The sequence below is a fragment of the Dechloromonas denitrificans genome (assembly GCF_020510665.1).
Taxonomy (GTDB): Bacteria; Pseudomonadota; Gammaproteobacteria; order Burkholderiales; family Rhodocyclaceae; genus Azonexus; species Azonexus denitrificans_B.
In genome coordinates this window covers 602,897-619,046 of sequence record NZ_CP075187.1, presented here as the reverse complement: position 1 = coordinate 619,046, position 16,150 = coordinate 602,897, and the positions used below count along the sequence as shown (strand labels likewise).

Genomic DNA, 16,150 nt, shown 5'->3' with positions numbered 1-16,150 from the left:
TCACGAACCGAACCACTGGCTGACCTGAGCGACGCTGCCGGCAACCAGATCAAGCAAGGGAGCCGGCCACAGCCCCAACCCCAGGATAACCAGCACCAGAATGGCAGCAGCAACCGTTTCGGTACGCGTCATGTCGACCAGTTCCATTGGTCGACCAGGCAGACACAGCCGACCGATCACCCGAAAGCTGTATGCCGCACCGATCAGCATGCCGAGACAGACCAGGGCAACCCAGCCCCCCCACCGTCCGAAACCACCGACGACGGCATGCAATTCAGCCACAAAACCAGCGCTACCCGGCAGGCCGATCGCCGCCAGCAAGCCGAAAGCACAAAAAAAGGCAAAGCGCGGCGCCTTGCCGAGCAAGGAGCCATAATCCGCCAAATCGCGCTGGTGCGTCCGCTGGTAGAGCAAGCCAACCACCAGGAAAAGTAAGCCGGCCGTCAAACCATGCGCCACCATCTGCATCACGGCACCGGTCAGGCCGGTGACATTCAAGGTGGCGATACCGAGCAGGACGACGCCCATGTGCGAAATCGACGAGTAGGCGACCATCGCTTTCAGGTCCTGCTGACGCCAGGCCAGAATGCCACCGTAAAGCAGGCTGATGAAAGCCAGCAAGGCCAGCCAGTCCTGCGTGGCCAGCAAGGCCGCCGGCAAGGTTTCGGCTGCCCGGATCAGGCCGTAGGCTCCCATTTTCAGCAACACGCCGGAAAGCAGGATAGAAACCGGGCTCGGCGCTTCGACATGAGCCAGCGGCAGCCAGCCATGCAGGGGAAAAACCGGCATCTTGACGCCAAAGCCAATGAAAAACCCGGCAAAGATCAACAACTGGGTATGCAGCGGCAAGCCACGCCCGCCTTCCGCCATATCGGCCATCGCAAAGCTGTGGCCTGGTGCCGCATCGTACAAAAACAGCAGCGACACCAGCATGAATACCGAGCCACCCAGCGTATACAGGAAGAAATTGAGTGCCGCTTTCTGCCGATTGGCGCCCCCCAGGCGCTCGATCAGGAAGAACAGCGGGAGCAGCGTAGCTTCCCAGAAAACGTAGAACAACGACCAGTCCCTTGCGGTGAACACGCCAAACATGGCCGATTCGAGGAGCAGCACCAATGGAAAGTAAAGCCGGGCGCCGCTTTCCATCCGGCGTGATACCAATACTGCAATCAGGCTGAGCAGCGCGGTCAACAGCACCATGGCCAGCGAAATGCCATCCATCCCGAGGGAAAAATAAGAGCCCAGCCGAACGTTCCAGGCCCGGCTTTCGGCCATCTGGATCGCCGCACCGGCCGGCTCGAACTGACCAGCCAGCCACAGCGCATAGCCCAGGGCGGCGACCGAAAAAAGCATCGCCACCTGCCAAAGGTGTACAGGACGGCGGGCAGGTAACACCGCCAACACGGCAGCCCCCACGACAGGCATGAAAACCAGCACTTTCAGCATGTCCCGACCCCTCCGCCGGCTAGCCAAATCATTGTTATTTTCATACTGCGATTATGCCAGCCAGAATGAGATTCATGGCAAGCCTGCCCAATCCGTGAAGCACGGACTCCGGTTTGACAGTCCCTGCCCGCTTGGTTAAATTCCGCCTTTACCCCAACCTTCAGATAAACATTAAAAGGAGCACACCATGGCCGTTCTCGTTGGTAAACAAGCCCCCGACTTCACCGCAACCGCTGTCTATGGCAACAATGAAATCAAGGACCTGAAGCTATCCGATTTCAAGGGCAAGCCGGTTGTCCTGTTCTTCTACCCGCTCGACTTCACCTTTGTCTGCCCGTCCGAACTGATCGCCTTCGATCATCGCCTGGCTGAATTCAAGGAACGCGGCGTCGAAGTCATCGGTGTTTCGATCGACTCCCAGTTCACCCACCTGGCCTGGAAGAACACCGCCATCAAGGACGGTGGTATCGGCCAGGTCGGCTACCCGCTGGTTGCCGACATCAAGCACGACATCTGCCGCGCTTACGACGTTGAACTCGAAGGCGCCGGTGTGGCTCTGCGTGGCTCGTTCCTGATCGACAAGAACGGCGTGGTCATGCACCAGGTCGTCAACATGCTGCCGCTCGGTCGCAACATCGACGAAATGCTGCGCATGGTCGACGCTCTCCAGTTCTTCGAAGAACACGGCGAAGTCTGCCCGGCAGGCTGGAACAAGGGCAAACCAGGGATGGTTGCCTCGACGGAAGGTGTTGCCGCCTATCTCTCGAAAAACGCCAAAAAGCTGTAATCCGGCTCACTGCCTGCCTTGTGCAGGCAAACCCCAAGAAATCCCGGCCCCTTGCGGATAGCCGGGATTTTTTATTTTACAAATCCCATTGATTACCCTGCTAAAATTTAACGAATTTGTTATTTCTCAGAAACAACCATGGCAGACTCAGAATTTCTCAGCACTCGTCAAGCCGCCGTCAAATTGGGTGTATCGCTCGGCACGGTCCAGAACATGGTCGAAAGCGGTGCGCTTGAAGCCTGGAAGACAACCGGCGGTCATCGTCGCATTCCGCTTGCTTCGGTCGAAGCCCTGCTCAACCGACGGAAGAATCTGATCCCCAGCGCCAGCGAAGCAGGCGGCCAGATCAACCTGCTGATCGCCGAAGACGACCCGACACTGCAGAAACTCTACGAACTGACCATCGAAAGCTGGAATCTGCCGATCAAGGTCCGCATGGTTGCCAATGGCTTTGACGGCCTGCTGCAAGTCGGACAATCAACACCCGATATCCTGATTGCCGACCTGATGATGCCCGGCATGGATGGTTTCGAAATGATCCGTCGCCTGCGCGCCAACCCGGAACTGGCCCGCATGGACATTATCGTGGTCAGCGCCATCGAGGACGACGAAATCGCCCAGCGCGGCCTGCCGCCCGATGTCACCGTATTCGGCAAACCGATTCCGTTCCACGAAATCAAGGGCTTCCTTCTGGGCCGACTTGCGGCCCGCCAGCGCACGACCTGAGTTTTCGTAAGCAAGGCGTAAGGGGTGCCATAGTTAATTTCACGGCGTACTATCTGCCCACCCCTTGCCCTATCCCGGTAAGTCATAAGAACTAGATGCAGGAGACATCTGATGGGATTTTTCGGAAATAACAACGCTCTCGACAAAATCGACCGTGACATTGCCGCCATTGCCGATGGCAATGCCGACCTGTCGCACTCGGTCGGCACATCCGGCGGTGATGCTGCAGGCCGGATTTCGTCGAACATCAACCGTTTCTTCAGCCGGGTTCGCGGCCTGATCTCGCACGCACGGGAACGCAGCGTCAGCATTGCGGCCGATGCGGCAAAGATGAATCACCTGGTCCAGCTCACCGGCGACGCCGTGCGCCGGCAGGAATCGCTGGCCAGCGACGTATTCGAGTCGAGCAACCGGGTAAACCAGGCGGTCGGCGAAGTGGCGATGAACTCCGACGCCATCCAGGCATCCACCCGGAACAATCTCGATCTGGCCCAGCGCTCGCTGGAGCAAATGGAAACCGTTGCCTCGACCATGCGCTCGACCAACCAGCACATCGAGCATTTCTCCTCGACGGTCAGCGAGTTGCATACCAGTTCGATGAAGATCAACGAGATCGTTTCGCTGATCAACGACATTTCCGACCAGACCAATCTGCTGGCCCTCAACGCAGCCATCGAAGCTGCCCGTGCCGGCGAAGCCGGGCGTGGTTTTGCCGTCGTTGCCGACGAAGTCCGCAAGCTGGCAGAAAAGGTAAAGACGGCCACCCAGGTCATCGGGCAGAACACCCAGTCGATGATCAACCTGGTTTCAGACACCTCGGCCAAGACGCAGACCATTGTCGGCGAGGTCACCAAGGCCAACGAATACATCGAAACCTCGGCCAGCGACCTGAGCACCATGGTTGGCGACTTCAAGCAGACCACCGAGCAATTGAGCACCATTTCCGGGGCCATCTACAACCTGCGCGAGAGCAATCAGTCGATTCACCGCGAAGTTGAAGAAATTCGCAATCACTCGGTGGACATTTCAGGGCGCATGAAACAGTGCCTGGACTCCGCCAAGACACTGCGCGAATCGACCGAGGACCTGCAATGCACGCTGGCCGACTTCCGTACCGGCAACAGTGCATTCGACAACCTGCACGACAAATGCATCGGCTTCCGCAACAGCGTCGCAGCGGTATTCCAGAAAATGGCCGACCGCGGGGTTAACGTTTTCGATCAAGCCTACAAGGACATCCCCGGCTCGAACCCGAAGCGCTTCACGACGGCCTATGACGGCCAGTGCGACGCCGAACTGACACGCATCTACGACGACCTGTTGCGCGACGTCCCCGGGCTGACCTACTCGCTGTCAGTCGATACCAATGGTTATGCGCCGGCCCACAATGGCGTGTTCTCGAATGCCCCAAGCGGCGATCCTGCGGTCGACCTGCTCAAATGCCGCCATAAGCGGATCTTCAACGATCCGGTCGGCCTCAAGCTGGCCAAGAACCAGAAATCTTCGCTCTTCCAGACCTACGTCCGGGATACCGGTGAAATCCTCAACGACCTGTCGATGCCGATCATCATCAATGGCCGTCACTGGGGTGCCGTGCGGATTGGTTTCAAGACCGACATGGTGGTCTGAAGGCGGCCGGGATAGCGCCGCATGGCGCTATCCGCCTGGCCTCAGCCCCTGCCTAATAGATGATTTCGACGTTTTCCGGCTGCAGCCAGCCGGTCAGCGCCTCAAGTAGCAGATCATCGAGCCTGACGCGGAATTTCTCACCCAGCACCAGTTCGCACTCAGCGTCCTTGTTGCGATAGCGGATACGAACCTGAGCCGTTCCCGGCACAAACGGCTGCAGCAGTGACTTCAACTTGCGGGCATCTGCCGCCGCGCCCATCCGCAACTGCAAGTGTTTGGCAAAACGCGCCCGCGCCTCGCCCAAAGTCATCAGCTTGTCGGCCGTCACGCTGTTGCTGCCTGAAAACTCGTCGTAGCGCACGCGCCCCTCGATGATCAGCACCTCATCGGTAACGATCTTGGCTCGTTCAGCCTCGAACAATTCGTTGAAGACGGTGACTTCGATCATCCCGGTACCATCATCCAGCTGAACGAACAGCATCTTGCCGCGCCGGGTCATCTGGGTCCGCACGCCAACCACCACACCGGCCAGCGCCGTCGTTTCCTTGGCCGGTTCCAGACGGTTCAGCGGCCGGCGGATGAAGCGCGACAACTCTTTTTTGCAGGTGTTGTAGGGATGACCGGAGAAGAAGAAGCCAAGCGCTGTCTTCTCCTGCATCAGCTTTTCCTTTTCATCCCACGGCTTGACAGTGAGATATTGCGGCGCGTGCTCCTCGGCCACATTCCCGATATCAAACAAACTCGTCTGCATTGCATTGCGTTCGGCCTGATCGGCGAACTCCATCGCCACACCGACGGAGGCCAGCAAGCGATAGCGATCCGGCACTTCGCTGCCGGCAACCTTCGGAGCGATACCATCGAAGGCCCCGGCCTTGATCAGCGCCTCGGTTGTTCGGCGATTGACCATGCGCTTGTCGCAACGCTTGCAGAAATCGAACAGATCCTTGAACGGCCCGCCCTCTTCGCGAGCCTTCAAAATAACGTTCACGGCCTGCTCGCCAGTACCTTTCACGGCCCCGAGACCATAGCGGATCGTGCTGCGGTCGACCGGCTCGAAACGGTAATTCGAGGCATTGACGTCCGGCCCGAGCATCTTGAGCTTGTTGGCCGGCCCGACGGCATCTTCGTAGAAGATCTTGACCGAATCGGTGTTGTCCATGTCGGACGACATGGTCGCGGCCATGAAGGCGGCGCAGTGGTGCGCCTTGAGCCAGGCGGTGTGGTAAGTGACGACGGCATAGGCAGCGGTGTGCGACTTGTTGAAGCCGTATTCCGCAAACTTGGTCATCAGGTCGAACAGTTGCTCGGCCAGCGCCGGATCGTAACCTTTCTTCTTGGCACCTTCGGCAATCGTCGCCCGGTGAGCGGCCATTTCCTCGGCCTTCTTTTTGCCCATCGCGCGACGCAGCATGTCGGCACCACCGAGCGTGTAGCCGCCGATGATCTGCGAAATCTGCATCACCTGTTCCTGATACACGATAACGCCGTAGGTCGGCGACAGGCAGGCGGTCAGGTCGGGGTGGAAATAGTCGATTTTCTGCTGGCCTTTTTTCCGCAGAATGAAGTCATCGACCATCCCGGAACCCAAGGGACCGGGACGATAGAGCGCCAGCACAGCGATGATGTCTTCGAAACGGTCGGGCGCCAGCTTCTTGAGCAGCTTCTTCATGCCCTCCGATTCAACCTGGAAGATTGCCGTCGTATTGGCATCTTTCAGAATCTGGTAGGCCGCCGGGTCCTTGAAGCCGAGCGACATGAGGTCGAGCTTCTCGCCGGTCATCCGGCGGATGTACTCGACGGCCAGCTCGATAATGGTCAGATTTCGCAGACCGAGGAAGTCGAACTTGACCAGCCCGGCCTTTTCGACGTCATCCTTGTCGAACTGCGACACGGGCGAAGCGTCAGCACCGGTCGCCTGGTAAATCGGGCAGAAATCGGTGATTTTGCCCGGTGCGATCAAAACGCCCCCGGCGTGCATGCCGACATTTCGGGTCAAATCTTCGAGTCGACCGGCGAGGTCGAACAGTTCGCGCACGGTTTCACCGTCGCCGTCGCCTTCCATCATTTCCTTGAGCTGCGGCTCCTGCTCCAGCGCCTCGGCCAGCGACACCGGCTTGTTCTGGACGATAGGAATCAGCTTGGAAATGCGGTCGCACATCGAATACGGCAGGCCGAAGACGCGGCCGACGTCGCGGATTACCGCCTTCGACGACATCGTACCGAAGGTGGCAATCTGCGAAACCGCCTGCGGGCCATAGTGTTCGCGCACGTATTCGATAACGCGCCAGCGGTTGTCCTGACAAAAGTCGATATCGAAGTCGGGCATGGAAACCCGTTCCGGATTCAGGAAGCGCTCGAACAGCAGCGCGTATTCCAACGGGTCGATGTCGGTAATGCGCAGCGAGTAGGCGACCAGCGAACCGGCACCGGAACCCCGGCCCGGGCCGACCGGCACGCCGTTCTGCTTGCCCCAGTTGATGAAGTCCGCGACGATCAGGAAGTAACCGGGGAAGCCCATCTGGAGAATGGTTTTACACTCAAAAACCAGACGCTCATCGTATTCCGGCCTGCGCTGCTGGCGTACCTCCGGGTCCGGATATAGCTCGGCAAGACGGACTTCCAGCCCCTTCTTTGCTTCTTCAACCAAATATTCACCGTCGGTCATACCCGGCGGAATCGGGAAGTCAGGCAGAAAATTCTTGCCCAGCGTCATCTCGATATTGCAGCGCCGGGCGATTTCCAGGGTGTTTTCCAGCGCCTCCGGCAGGTCGGCAAACAGCTCGACCATTTCGGCCTGGTTCTTGAAATATTGCTGGTCGGTATAGATTTTCGGCCGGCGGTGATCGCCGAGTACATAGCCCTCGGCAATGCAAACCCGCGCCTCGTGCGCCTGGAAGTCATCCTGATCGAGAAACTGGATGGGATGCGTTGCCACCAGCGGCAGCCCCAACTCGCCAGCCAGATCGGCTGTTGCCTGAACAACGGCCTCTTGCTGCGGTTGACCGTAGCGCTGCACTTCGAGGTAGAAAGCCCCGGGGAAAATCGCTTCCCAGGCTCTGGCCCGCTCACCCGCCAGTTCAAAATTGCCGTTAACCAGGGCTTCCCCGACATCGCCGAGATGCGCGCCGGACAAAGCAATCAAGCCATCGCAACCCAGTTCGGCAAACCACTCACGCCGAATTTCGGCACGATCGCGCCGGCCTTCGACCAGGTAAGCCCGCGTCAACAACTCGCACAACTGCTGATAACCGGTGCGGTTTCTGACCAGCAGCAGCAAGCGCGAGGCATCATCCGGCGCTTCCGGGTTGGTAATCCAGACATCGGCACCGGCAATCGGCTTGACGCCCTTGCCCCGCGCCCCGGAATAAAACTTGACCAGCCCGAAGAGATTGCCAAGGTCGGTCACTGCCATCGCCGGCATGCCATCGCCGGCTGCACGTTTGACGGCATCACCGATCCGGACGATGCCGTCGGTCACTGAATATTCGGAATGGAGGCGAAGAGGAACGTAGCGCGGGGGAGTCATGGGCGCAATTTTACCTTTTGCCGCGAGCGCCCGCTCGGCCCGCGTTGCTTCGATCAGGAAAACAGCAGCCAACAAAGCCGTGCGAGCTTAGACAAAGTATGTCGGGCGCGTTAATCTAGCCAAAAACCAGAATGGAACGAGACAATGAGCCTACCGGCAAAGCGACGGGGAATGAGCGTTACGCGCTTCGCGCTTCCCATCGCAACCTGGGCACAGCTTGCAGTCGCCTGCCTGTGCCTGGCCGGATTATGGCAAACCGCATTTGCGGCCGCCGAAACACGGCAGGATATCCTGGTCATCTCGTCCTACCACACCGGCCTGCCATGGACGGATGGCCAAGTGGCCGGTTTGCGCGACGGCTTTGCCAATGCCTCGCCGCCGCTTGAACTGCATATCGAATTTCTCGACACCAAGCGGACGCCCCCGAGTCCAGCCTACCTCGCCCAGACGGCGCGCCTGTTCGACGGGAAATACCGCCAGAGCAAACCGGTACTGATCGTTGCGCAGGATGATGACGCGCTCGACTTCGCTCTTCAGTTGCGCAAGCCCGGTCAGCTATTCCACGGCATTCCGCTGGTGTTCAGTGGCGTTGCCGGTGAGAGGGCAGCATCGCTGAAAACGGAAAGCGGCATTACCGGCGTATTCGACGATGCCGACATCAGCAGCAACATTGCGCTGCTACGCCGACTGATTCCCGGATTGCAACGGGTCGTTTTCATTCACGACCAGAGTCGCACCGGCCAGGCACAAGCACGCGGCGCAGCCATGCTGGCGGCGGAGAACAGCGATCTGGCCTTTGAATTCCTGACCGACCAACCGGTGCCGTCGATTCAACATCGGCTGGCACAACTCGATGCACGCAGCGGTGTTTTCCTGCTCACGTTCAACCGCGACAGTGAAGAGCGCAACCTGACACATGCCGAAGCCTCGCAGTTGTGGGCGGCAGCCTCAGCTGCACCGGTGCTGGCCAAGGAAGATGGCATGGTCGTACCCGGCATCCTGGGTGGGCAGGTGGTCAGCAGTCATCGTCAGGGCTTCCAGGCGGCCACCTTGGCACAGCGCATCCTGGCTGGAGAAAATCCGGCGACCATTCCGCCCGCCGGAGGCCAGACGGAAGCCATTTTTGAATATCCGGCACTCGTCCGTTTCGGGATTGACGAACAAAACCTGCCGCCCGGTGCCGAAATCAGAAACAGGCCACAATCCCTGCGCGAGACGCACCCGCGTGAATTCTGGCTGAGCACCGCCCTGATCGGCAGCCTGGGGCTGATCGTCATTTTGCTGATCAGCCTGACCCGTCGCTCGCATCGCGCCCAACTCGCCCTGGCCCGCAGCGAACGGAATTACCGGGAAATCCTGGCGGCGACCAATGAAGCCATCATCATCCAGGCCGCCGATGGCCGCCTGATTGAAGCCAACGAAAGTTTTTGCCGGCTTTACGGCTACTCGACCAATGAGGCGCATCAACTCAGCATCGGCGACCTCAGCAGCAACGCACCACCCTACACCCAGACTGATGCCGCCCGCTGCCTTGAACAAGCACGGCACAACGGCGTGCATATTTTCGAATGGCACGCCCGGCACAAAAATGGCCATTTGTTTTGGGTTGAAGTTGCCTTGCGCACCGCCGAGATCGGTGGCGAATTCCGTCTCGTTGCTGCGGTACGCGATATTGAAGAGCGAAAACAGGCCGAATCCGCCCTGCGTGCCAGCGAAGAACGCTACCGGCTCTTGCTCCGCCACTCGCCGGTCGGCATTGTGCACTTCGATCTCGATCTCAAGATCACCTACGCCAACGACCGCTTTTCCGACATCCTGCAGGCCCAGCGCGACCGGATGATCGGGCTGAATCTCAATCTGGTACGCGACCAGTCGCCCATCCCGGCCTGCCGGAAAGCGACGACCGGCATTCCCGGTTACTACGAGGGCGAATACCAAAGCACCTTGTCCGGCCACACCACCTGGGTTTCCTTCCGCACCGCACCTGCCATCAACTCGCGCGGCACCGTCATCGGCGGCATCGGGATTGTCGAGGATATTTCCGCCCGGATTGCCGCCGAAAAAGCAGTCTTGCGCTTGAACGAAGATCTCGAACAACGCGTCGTGGAGCGGACCAATGCCTTGCTCAAGGCCAATGCCGACATCCAGGCAGCGATGAAACAACTGGCCCAGTCGGAACGGCTTGCCGCCCTTGGCAATCTGGTTGCCGGCGTCGCCCATGAACTGAACACGCCCCTGGGCAATGCCAATACGGTCGCCAGCACCTTGCGCGACCGGATCAAGGAATTGGGCGCAAGCATCGACAGCGCCAAACTGACCAAAAACGGACTGCAACGCTTCATGAGCGACAGCAGCGATGCCGCCGCCCTGATCGAACGCAACATCGAGCGTGCCGCTGAATTGATCAACAGTTTCAAGCAGGTGGCCGTAGACCAGACCAGCATCCGCCGCCGGCGATTCGATCTGGCCCAGGCCATGGAGGAAATGCTGTCGACACTGCGCCCGCGCATCAAGCGCACTGCACATCGGGTGCAGGTCGATATTCCGACCGGCATCATGCTCGACAGCTACCCCGGGCCACTCGAACAGATTGTCTCGAACCTGGTACTCAACTCGCTGATCCATGCATTCGGCGACCAGCCAGACGGCAAAATCCACCTCGCCGCCCATTGCGACGGCGATCAAGTGATCATCGAATATCGCGACAATGGGCGCGGCATGGACGAAGCAGAAGCATCGCGTGCCTTCGATCCATTTTTCACCACTCGCCTGGGTACCGGCGGTAGTGGGCTGGGCCTGTACATCACACGCAACCTGGCCAGCGACGTACTAGGCGGCAGCATCGAACTGGAAACGGCGCGCGGCAGCGGCATCCATTTCACGCTGCGCCTGCCGCTGATTGCCCCCTTCGCGCTCAGCGAACCCGGCGCCGACAGCCCGGACAGGCAGTGAACGCGGTACATTAACAAGCCCTAATAAAACCATAGAGGAGACTGCCGATGACACTACCCGCCGCTACCGATTTTGCCCCGCTGGTCCTGCGCGACGACCGGGCCGATGGCCTGACCACGCTGACCCTGAACCGGCCCGGCCAGTTCAATTCCCTGTCCAGGGACATGTTGACCGCGCTGAAGGCCGAACTCGATGCGATTGCTGCCTGCGACGAGATCCGTGTCGTCGTCATTGCCGGGGCCGGCAAGGCTTTCTGCGCCGGGCACGACCTCAAGGAAATGCGCGGCAATCACAGCAAGGAATTCATGCAGGCGCTGTTCAGGCAATGCGGCGAACTGATGCTCGCCATCACGCAGATGCCGCAACCGGTCATCGCCCGCGTGCACGGCATCGCCACCGCGGCCGGTTGCCAGCTGGTCTCGATGTGCGACCTGGCGGTCGCCGCCGATGTCGCCAAGTTTGCCGTCTCGGGAATCAACGTCGGATTGTTCTGCTCAACCCCGGCCGTCGGACTGGCGCGCAACCTCGGCCGCAAGACGGCGCTCGAAATGCTGCTCACCGGCGACTTCATCGACGCGCTGGAAGCCAAGGCCAAGGGCCTGGTCAACCGCGTGGTCCCGGCCGATGCCCTGGATGCCGAAGTGGAACGTCTCGCCCAATCCATCCTCGCCAAGAGCGCGGTCGCCATCCGCATGGGCAAAGGCATGTTCTACCGGCAACTGGAGATGGGGCTGAGCGAGGCGTATGACTACGCCGGTGAAGTCATGGCCTGCAACATGATGAGCGAAGATGCCGGCGAAGGAATCGATGCCTTCATGCAAAAACGGAAACCGGCTTACAAAGGCTGTTGACCGCAGCACGGCCAAGCTCGGCGAAAGGCCGGACCAAACTCCGGCCAGCCGACCTGAAGCGGGTTAAAATCCCGCCCCATGCACGCCCACTCACCTGCTCGCCAGACCCTGCTGCTTTTCTTGCTCGCCCTTGCCGTGCTGCTGCCCGGCATCTGGGAAGCGACCGGCCTGAGCGGCAAGGACGAGTTTTTCCTCGGCCTGCGCACGCCGATGGAAATGATCGAAGGCAATCACTGGCTGGTTCCCTTTCTTGACGGTGCGCCGCGCATCCGCAAACCGCCGATGCTTTACTGGCTGGGCCGGGCCAGCTATGAACTGTTCGGCATTTCGATCGTCAGCACGCGTCTGGTCGGCGCTCTTTTTGCCGCCCTCCTGGTGGTCTCGGCCGCCGGGATTGCCCGGCGCCTGTCCGGACGCCACGAAAGCGGCTGGCTGGCCGGCTGCATCCTGCTCGGCTGCCTCGGCATGGCGACAGAAGGCCGGCGGTTCATGCTCGACGTACCGGTTGCCGCACTGTCGAGTGCCGCCTTCTGGACTTTCCTGATCTGGTTCGATTCCCGTCGTCTGGCCTGGTTGACCGCGACAACGCTGCTGCTCGCCGCCGGCTTCATGACCAAAGGCCCGATCGTCGCGCTGGTTTTCGGCGGCGGCGCACTGGCGCTGTGGCTCAACGGACGGCTGCGCCTCGCCGAACTATCCCGGCACCGGCTGGCCCTGTTCGGCCACGCAGCACTCTGGGCAGCCCTCTCGCTCCCCTGGTTTTTCATCGTCCGGGCGCTTTACCCCGAAGCGGCCAACCTGGTGCTGGCCGATGAGCTGGAGTCGCGCCAGTTTTTCAACCTGTCGCCCGGCATCTTCCTCGGCCTGCTCAACATTGCGCTGCCCTGGGTCATCGTATTTATCTACGCTGCCTGGAAAATGCGCCACGAAAATGGTGCACCGCGCGTCGCCCTGCTCTGGTTCGCCGCCACTTTCCTGCCATTTCTGCTGATCAAGAGTTTCGATCGCTACCTGATCGGCTCGCTCGTGCCCCTGGCCATCTTTCTCGCCCTGGCGCTGCCGCAGGTCAAGGCTCGCTGGCCATTCCGGGTCGGCGCCTTGCTCGCGCTCCTGTTTGGCACTTTGCTGGCCGGTTTCTGCTTCTGGTTCAAGCTGGGCGGCTGGTACTGGCTGCTGCTGCCGGCCACCTACCTCACCTGGGCCTGGTGGCAGGAACGTGGCCGCGGCCACACGCTGGCGGCCCCCGCCATTTTCTGGATCGCCGTGCTGTGGGGCGTTTTCCCGGCAATCGGCGTCAACGCCGTACCGGGCGATGTGGTCGCCCTCGGCAAGAGCCGCCCGGTCGCCATGTTCGACGGCCCGCAACCGGCCATGCTGCCGACCCTCAGTGCCCAGGCACATCGTCACCATGCTCGTCTGGATGCAGCCGACCTGGCCGAAATCAGCGCCCAGAAAACACCCGTTTTCGTTGAAGACAAAGACATTTCGCGCTTCCAGCAAGCGTTGACCGCAGCAGGCTACAGCGCAAGGGAACTCGGCCGCTACGAGACGCTGGCTTCGCACGGCTCCGGCCTACGCTTCGCCCGCGTCGGCAGCAACCGGGCCGACTGGCAAAATGCATTCGCCAGCCGCAGTCTCACCCCCTTGCTCACTCGTGTTTTCTGGTTCGAGATCAGCCGGCCATGAGCAAGGAGTCACCCGCCCTGCCACGCTGGCTGCCTGTTCTGCTCTTTGCGCTCGCACTGAGCGCCGCATTCTGGCGCATCCCCAAACCCGAGATGCCGGCCTTCGTCCCGCCGCCGCCCGCGGCAGCTTCAACGCTGCCGGCCACGTTCTCGGCTGAAATGCTGCCGAGCGCCGGCGAATCGGCACATGCCGCCGCGCTGGCCCAATTGCCCGACGGCCGCCTGGTTGCCGCCTGGTTTGCCGGTAGCCGCGAAGGCGCCGCCGACGTCGCCGTCTGGTTCAGCACGCAGGGCAAAGAGGGCTGGAGCCGACCACAAGCCATTGCCACCCGTGAAACAACCGCTGGCGGCACTTTCGCTTACGTACGCAAGGTCGGCAACCCGGTACTTTACGCAGAAGGCGGCTGGCTACACCTTTGGTATGTCAGCGTAGCCGTTGGCGGCTGGGCCGGCAGCTCGCTGAATCACAGCGTGTCGACCGATCACGGCAAAAGCTGGTCGAAACCGGAAAAACTGCAGACTTCGCCATTCGCCAACATCAGCACACTGGGCCGCACATCGCCGATGGCGCTGGCCGATGGCGGCCTCGGTCTGCCGGTCTACCATGAATTCATTGCCAAACACGGCGAATGGCTGCGCCTTTCGGCCACCGGACAAATCATCGACAAAGTGCGCATGAAGCACGATGTCCGCACCTTGCAACCGGCGGTCGTGGCGTTCGATGCACAACGAGCCATCGCTTTTTTACGCGATGCCGGCTCCGGCAACAACAAGGTTCAGGTGGCGCAAACAGACAATGGCGGCCTGTCATGGCAAGCCGGCGAGGCTTTGAACGTGCCCAATCCGAACGCCTCGGTCGCCGCACTGCGCCTGCGCAGCGGTCGCCTGTTGCTGGCCGGCAACCCACCGAATGGTCGGGAAGCGCTGTTGCTCTGGATTTCAGCCGATGACGGCAAGACCTGGCAAGCCAGCCGAACAATAGAAACCGCACCGGATGCCGGTGCCGAATTCTCCTACCCGGCCCTGCTGCTCGGGCGCGATGGACGAATTCACCTGGCCTACACCTGGCGCCGCCTGGGCATCAAGCATGCCGCCTTCAGCGAAGCCTGGCTGGACGAGGAAAAACCATGAACCCGGTGGCTTCCTACGGTCTACTCGCCCACAGCCTGATTTTTGGTGCGCTGATTGCCCTGCTCCCACTCGGCCCGCTGCGCGCCCGTGCTGCGCTGGCCGCAACGGCGCTGGCCTTGCTCACCGGCATTGCGCCGGCCATGCACGGTTTTTTCGGTACGCCCTCGGTCACCCTGCTGCAACTGGCCATCCTCCAGCTGGCAGGCAGAACGCCATCGCCACTCGGCGACCGCCCGGCGCTGGGCCTGGTGATTTTTGCCCTGTTTTTCTATCCAGCCGCACTCGGCTGGGGGCCATTCGACCCGTACGCCAGCGGTTACCAGCCATGGATGCTGCTCGCAGCCTGCATCCCGGTGGCAGCAGCGTTGAGCTGGCGACGACTTGATCGCTGGCTGCTGATCCTGGCCATCGATCTGGCTGCTTACGCCAGCGGAATCTTTGCCAACCTCTGGGATGTGTTGATCGACCCGCTGCTGGTCCTCGGCGCGCTGGTCGTCGTCCTGCTGAATGTCCGGCGACGGTTTACCGGACCAGGGAATCGCTGATCAGCTTGCGAATGCTGCCAGCCTCGAAAGGCTTGTCGCAAATGGCCGACACCCCGGCCCGCTCGACGGCCGCCAGACGCCCCATGTTTTGCTCGCTGGTCACCATCAGCACCGGCACATTGTTCTGCCAGCTTTGCGTGCGGATATATTCGGTCAATTCACGACCATCCATTTCCGGCATGTTGTAATCGGTAATCACCAGATCGACCATGGTGTCCTGCAGCAAGGCGACGGCCTGTTTGCCGTCGGCTGCTTCGGTAATGCGCTCGATGCCCAGCTCGCTCAGCAAGCGGTGCAGATGGCGACGTGAGGCAAAACTGTCATCGACCAGCAGGACCCGGAGATTTTCGATTTCCGACACATCCATGTCGTCCGGTGGATTCAGGTAATCCGCCGCGGCATAAAGCGCCCGGGACAATTGCTGCTCATTGAACGGCTTGGTGACGATACTGCAGGCACCGGACTGGCGAACCGGCTCGAGCACCTGGGGACGCGTCTCGCTGGAAACCAGAATGAAGGGAATCGATTCCAGCTCGGGATCGTCACGCATGGCAGCGACCAGCTCGGTCCCGGCCATGTCCGGCAGGTAAAGGCTGCTGATCACGATCTGACCACCGGCCGCCTTGCAGGTCAGGGCCTGCAGCGCAGCGCTCCCGGTATCGACCGTTTCGATCGACTGGATGCCCTGATGCTGAAGCATGCGTCCGACCAGATTGGCCTGCATGCTCGAAGGTTCGACGAGCAGGACGGAAAGATCAGCCAGCGAGGTAGTCAGGGCCATGCGGTCACTCCGGATTGAGCAGTAATAACCGCACTATAGCAGTGCACCGCGATTCCGTAAGGCGATGCACTGCGAATGGACCTTTCGGCCC

Annotated in this window: 11 protein-coding genes; 8 read left to right on the top strand and 3 right to left on the bottom strand. The window is 60.6% G+C overall.

Annotated features, from left to right (window positions below):
* A complete protein-coding gene (locus KI614_RS02910; protein ID WP_226407751.1) occupies positions 1-1,446 on the bottom strand; it encodes a complex I subunit 4 family protein in 1,446 nt (481 codons plus the stop codon).
* 187 nt (positions 1,447-1,633) lie between these two features.
* On the opposite strand from KI614_RS02910, the gene KI614_RS02905 reads away from it, so the two are divergent.
* The 3 genes from KI614_RS02905 (at position 1,634) to KI614_RS02895 (ending at position 4,588) form a co-directional block, all read left to right on the top strand.
* Positions 1,634-2,233, top strand: a complete 600-nt coding sequence (locus KI614_RS02905) for a peroxiredoxin (protein ID WP_203468624.1) — start codon at positions 1,634-1,636, stop codon at positions 2,231-2,233.
* Positions 2,234-2,371: 138 nt separating this feature from the next.
* The gene (locus KI614_RS02900) at positions 2,372-2,959 is read left to right on the top strand and encodes a response regulator (protein WP_203468623.1); all 588 of its coding nucleotides are present in this window, start codon (positions 2,372-2,374) and stop codon (positions 2,957-2,959) included.
* Positions 2,960-3,070: 111 nt separating this feature from the next.
* Positions 3,071-4,588 carry a methyl-accepting chemotaxis protein gene (locus KI614_RS02895; RefSeq protein ID WP_226407749.1) on the top strand — a complete coding sequence of 506 codons (1,518 nt, stop codon included), beginning with the start codon at positions 3,071-3,073 and terminating at the stop codon, positions 4,586-4,588.
* Between the two features lie 52 nt (positions 4,589-4,640).
* Here the strand turns inward: KI614_RS02895 and dnaE are convergent, their stop codons facing one another.
* Positions 4,641-8,114: a DNA polymerase III subunit alpha gene (dnaE, locus tag KI614_RS02890; protein WP_226407747.1), complete on the bottom strand. Its 3,474-nt coding sequence runs from the start codon at positions 8,112-8,114 to the stop codon at positions 4,641-4,643.
* 144 nt (positions 8,115-8,258) lie between these two features.
* On the opposite strand from dnaE, the gene KI614_RS02885 reads away from it, so the two are divergent.
* The 5 genes from KI614_RS02885 to KI614_RS02865 all read left to right on the top strand — a co-directional run bounded on the left by KI614_RS02885 (position 8,259) and on the right by KI614_RS02865 (position 15,278).
* Positions 8,259-11,066, top strand: coding sequence for an ABC transporter substrate binding protein (locus KI614_RS02885; RefSeq protein WP_226407745.1), 2,808 nt, complete (start codon positions 8,259-8,261; stop codon positions 11,064-11,066).
* 47 nt (positions 11,067-11,113) lie between these two features.
* Positions 11,114-11,917, top strand: a complete 804-nt coding sequence (locus KI614_RS02880; protein WP_226407743.1) for an enoyl-CoA hydratase — start codon at positions 11,114-11,116, stop codon at positions 11,915-11,917.
* Positions 11,918-11,995: 78 nt separating this feature from the next.
* Positions 11,996-13,603: an ArnT family glycosyltransferase gene (locus KI614_RS02875; protein WP_226407741.1), complete on the top strand. Its 1,608-nt coding sequence runs from the start codon at positions 11,996-11,998 to the stop codon at positions 13,601-13,603.
* Positions 13,600-14,733 carry a sialidase family protein gene (locus tag KI614_RS02870; RefSeq protein WP_226407739.1) on the top strand — a complete coding sequence of 378 codons (1,134 nt, stop codon included), beginning with the start codon at positions 13,600-13,602 and terminating at the stop codon, positions 14,731-14,733. Before KI614_RS02875 ends, KI614_RS02870 begins: the two co-directional genes overlap by 4 nt.
* Entirely contained in the window at positions 14,730-15,278 is a 549-nt protein-coding gene (locus KI614_RS02865) for a hypothetical protein (protein ID WP_226407737.1), read from the top strand. Before KI614_RS02870 ends, KI614_RS02865 begins: the two co-directional genes overlap by 4 nt.
* Here the strand turns inward: KI614_RS02865 and KI614_RS02860 are convergent.
* The gene (locus KI614_RS02860) at positions 15,256-16,059 is read right to left on the bottom strand and encodes a response regulator (protein WP_226407735.1); all 804 of its coding nucleotides are present in this window, start codon (positions 16,057-16,059) and stop codon (positions 15,256-15,258) included. The two genes, KI614_RS02865 and KI614_RS02860, sit on opposite strands and share 23 nt — an antisense overlap.
* Positions 16,060-16,150: the final 91 nt, after the last annotated feature.

Coding starts and splice junctions, on each gene's coding strand:
- KI614_RS02910 (WP_226407751.1), bottom strand. CDS start 1,446: ATGCTGAAAGTGCTGGTTTTCATGCCTGTCGTGGGGGCTGCCGTGTTG.
- KI614_RS02905 (WP_203468624.1), top strand. CDS start 1,634: ATGGCCGTTCTCGTTGGTAAACAAGCCCCCGACTTCACCGCAACCGCT.
- KI614_RS02900 (WP_203468623.1), top strand. CDS start 2,372: ATGGCAGACTCAGAATTTCTCAGCACTCGTCAAGCCGCCGTCAAATTG.
- KI614_RS02895 (WP_226407749.1), top strand. CDS start 3,071: ATGGGATTTTTCGGAAATAACAACGCTCTCGACAAAATCGACCGTGAC.
- dnaE (WP_226407747.1), bottom strand. CDS start 8,114: ATGACTCCCCCGCGCTACGTTCCTCTTCGCCTCCATTCCGAATATTCA.
- KI614_RS02885 (WP_226407745.1), top strand. CDS start 8,259: ATGAGCCTACCGGCAAAGCGACGGGGAATGAGCGTTACGCGCTTCGCG.
- KI614_RS02880 (WP_226407743.1), top strand. CDS start 11,114: ATGACACTACCCGCCGCTACCGATTTTGCCCCGCTGGTCCTGCGCGAC.
- KI614_RS02875 (WP_226407741.1), top strand. CDS start 11,996: ATGCACGCCCACTCACCTGCTCGCCAGACCCTGCTGCTTTTCTTGCTC.
- KI614_RS02870 (WP_226407739.1), top strand. CDS start 13,600: ATGAGCAAGGAGTCACCCGCCCTGCCACGCTGGCTGCCTGTTCTGCTC.
- KI614_RS02865 (WP_226407737.1), top strand. CDS start 14,730: ATGAACCCGGTGGCTTCCTACGGTCTACTCGCCCACAGCCTGATTTTT.
- KI614_RS02860 (WP_226407735.1), bottom strand. CDS start 16,059: ATGGCCCTGACTACCTCGCTGGCTGATCTTTCCGTCCTGCTCGTCGAA.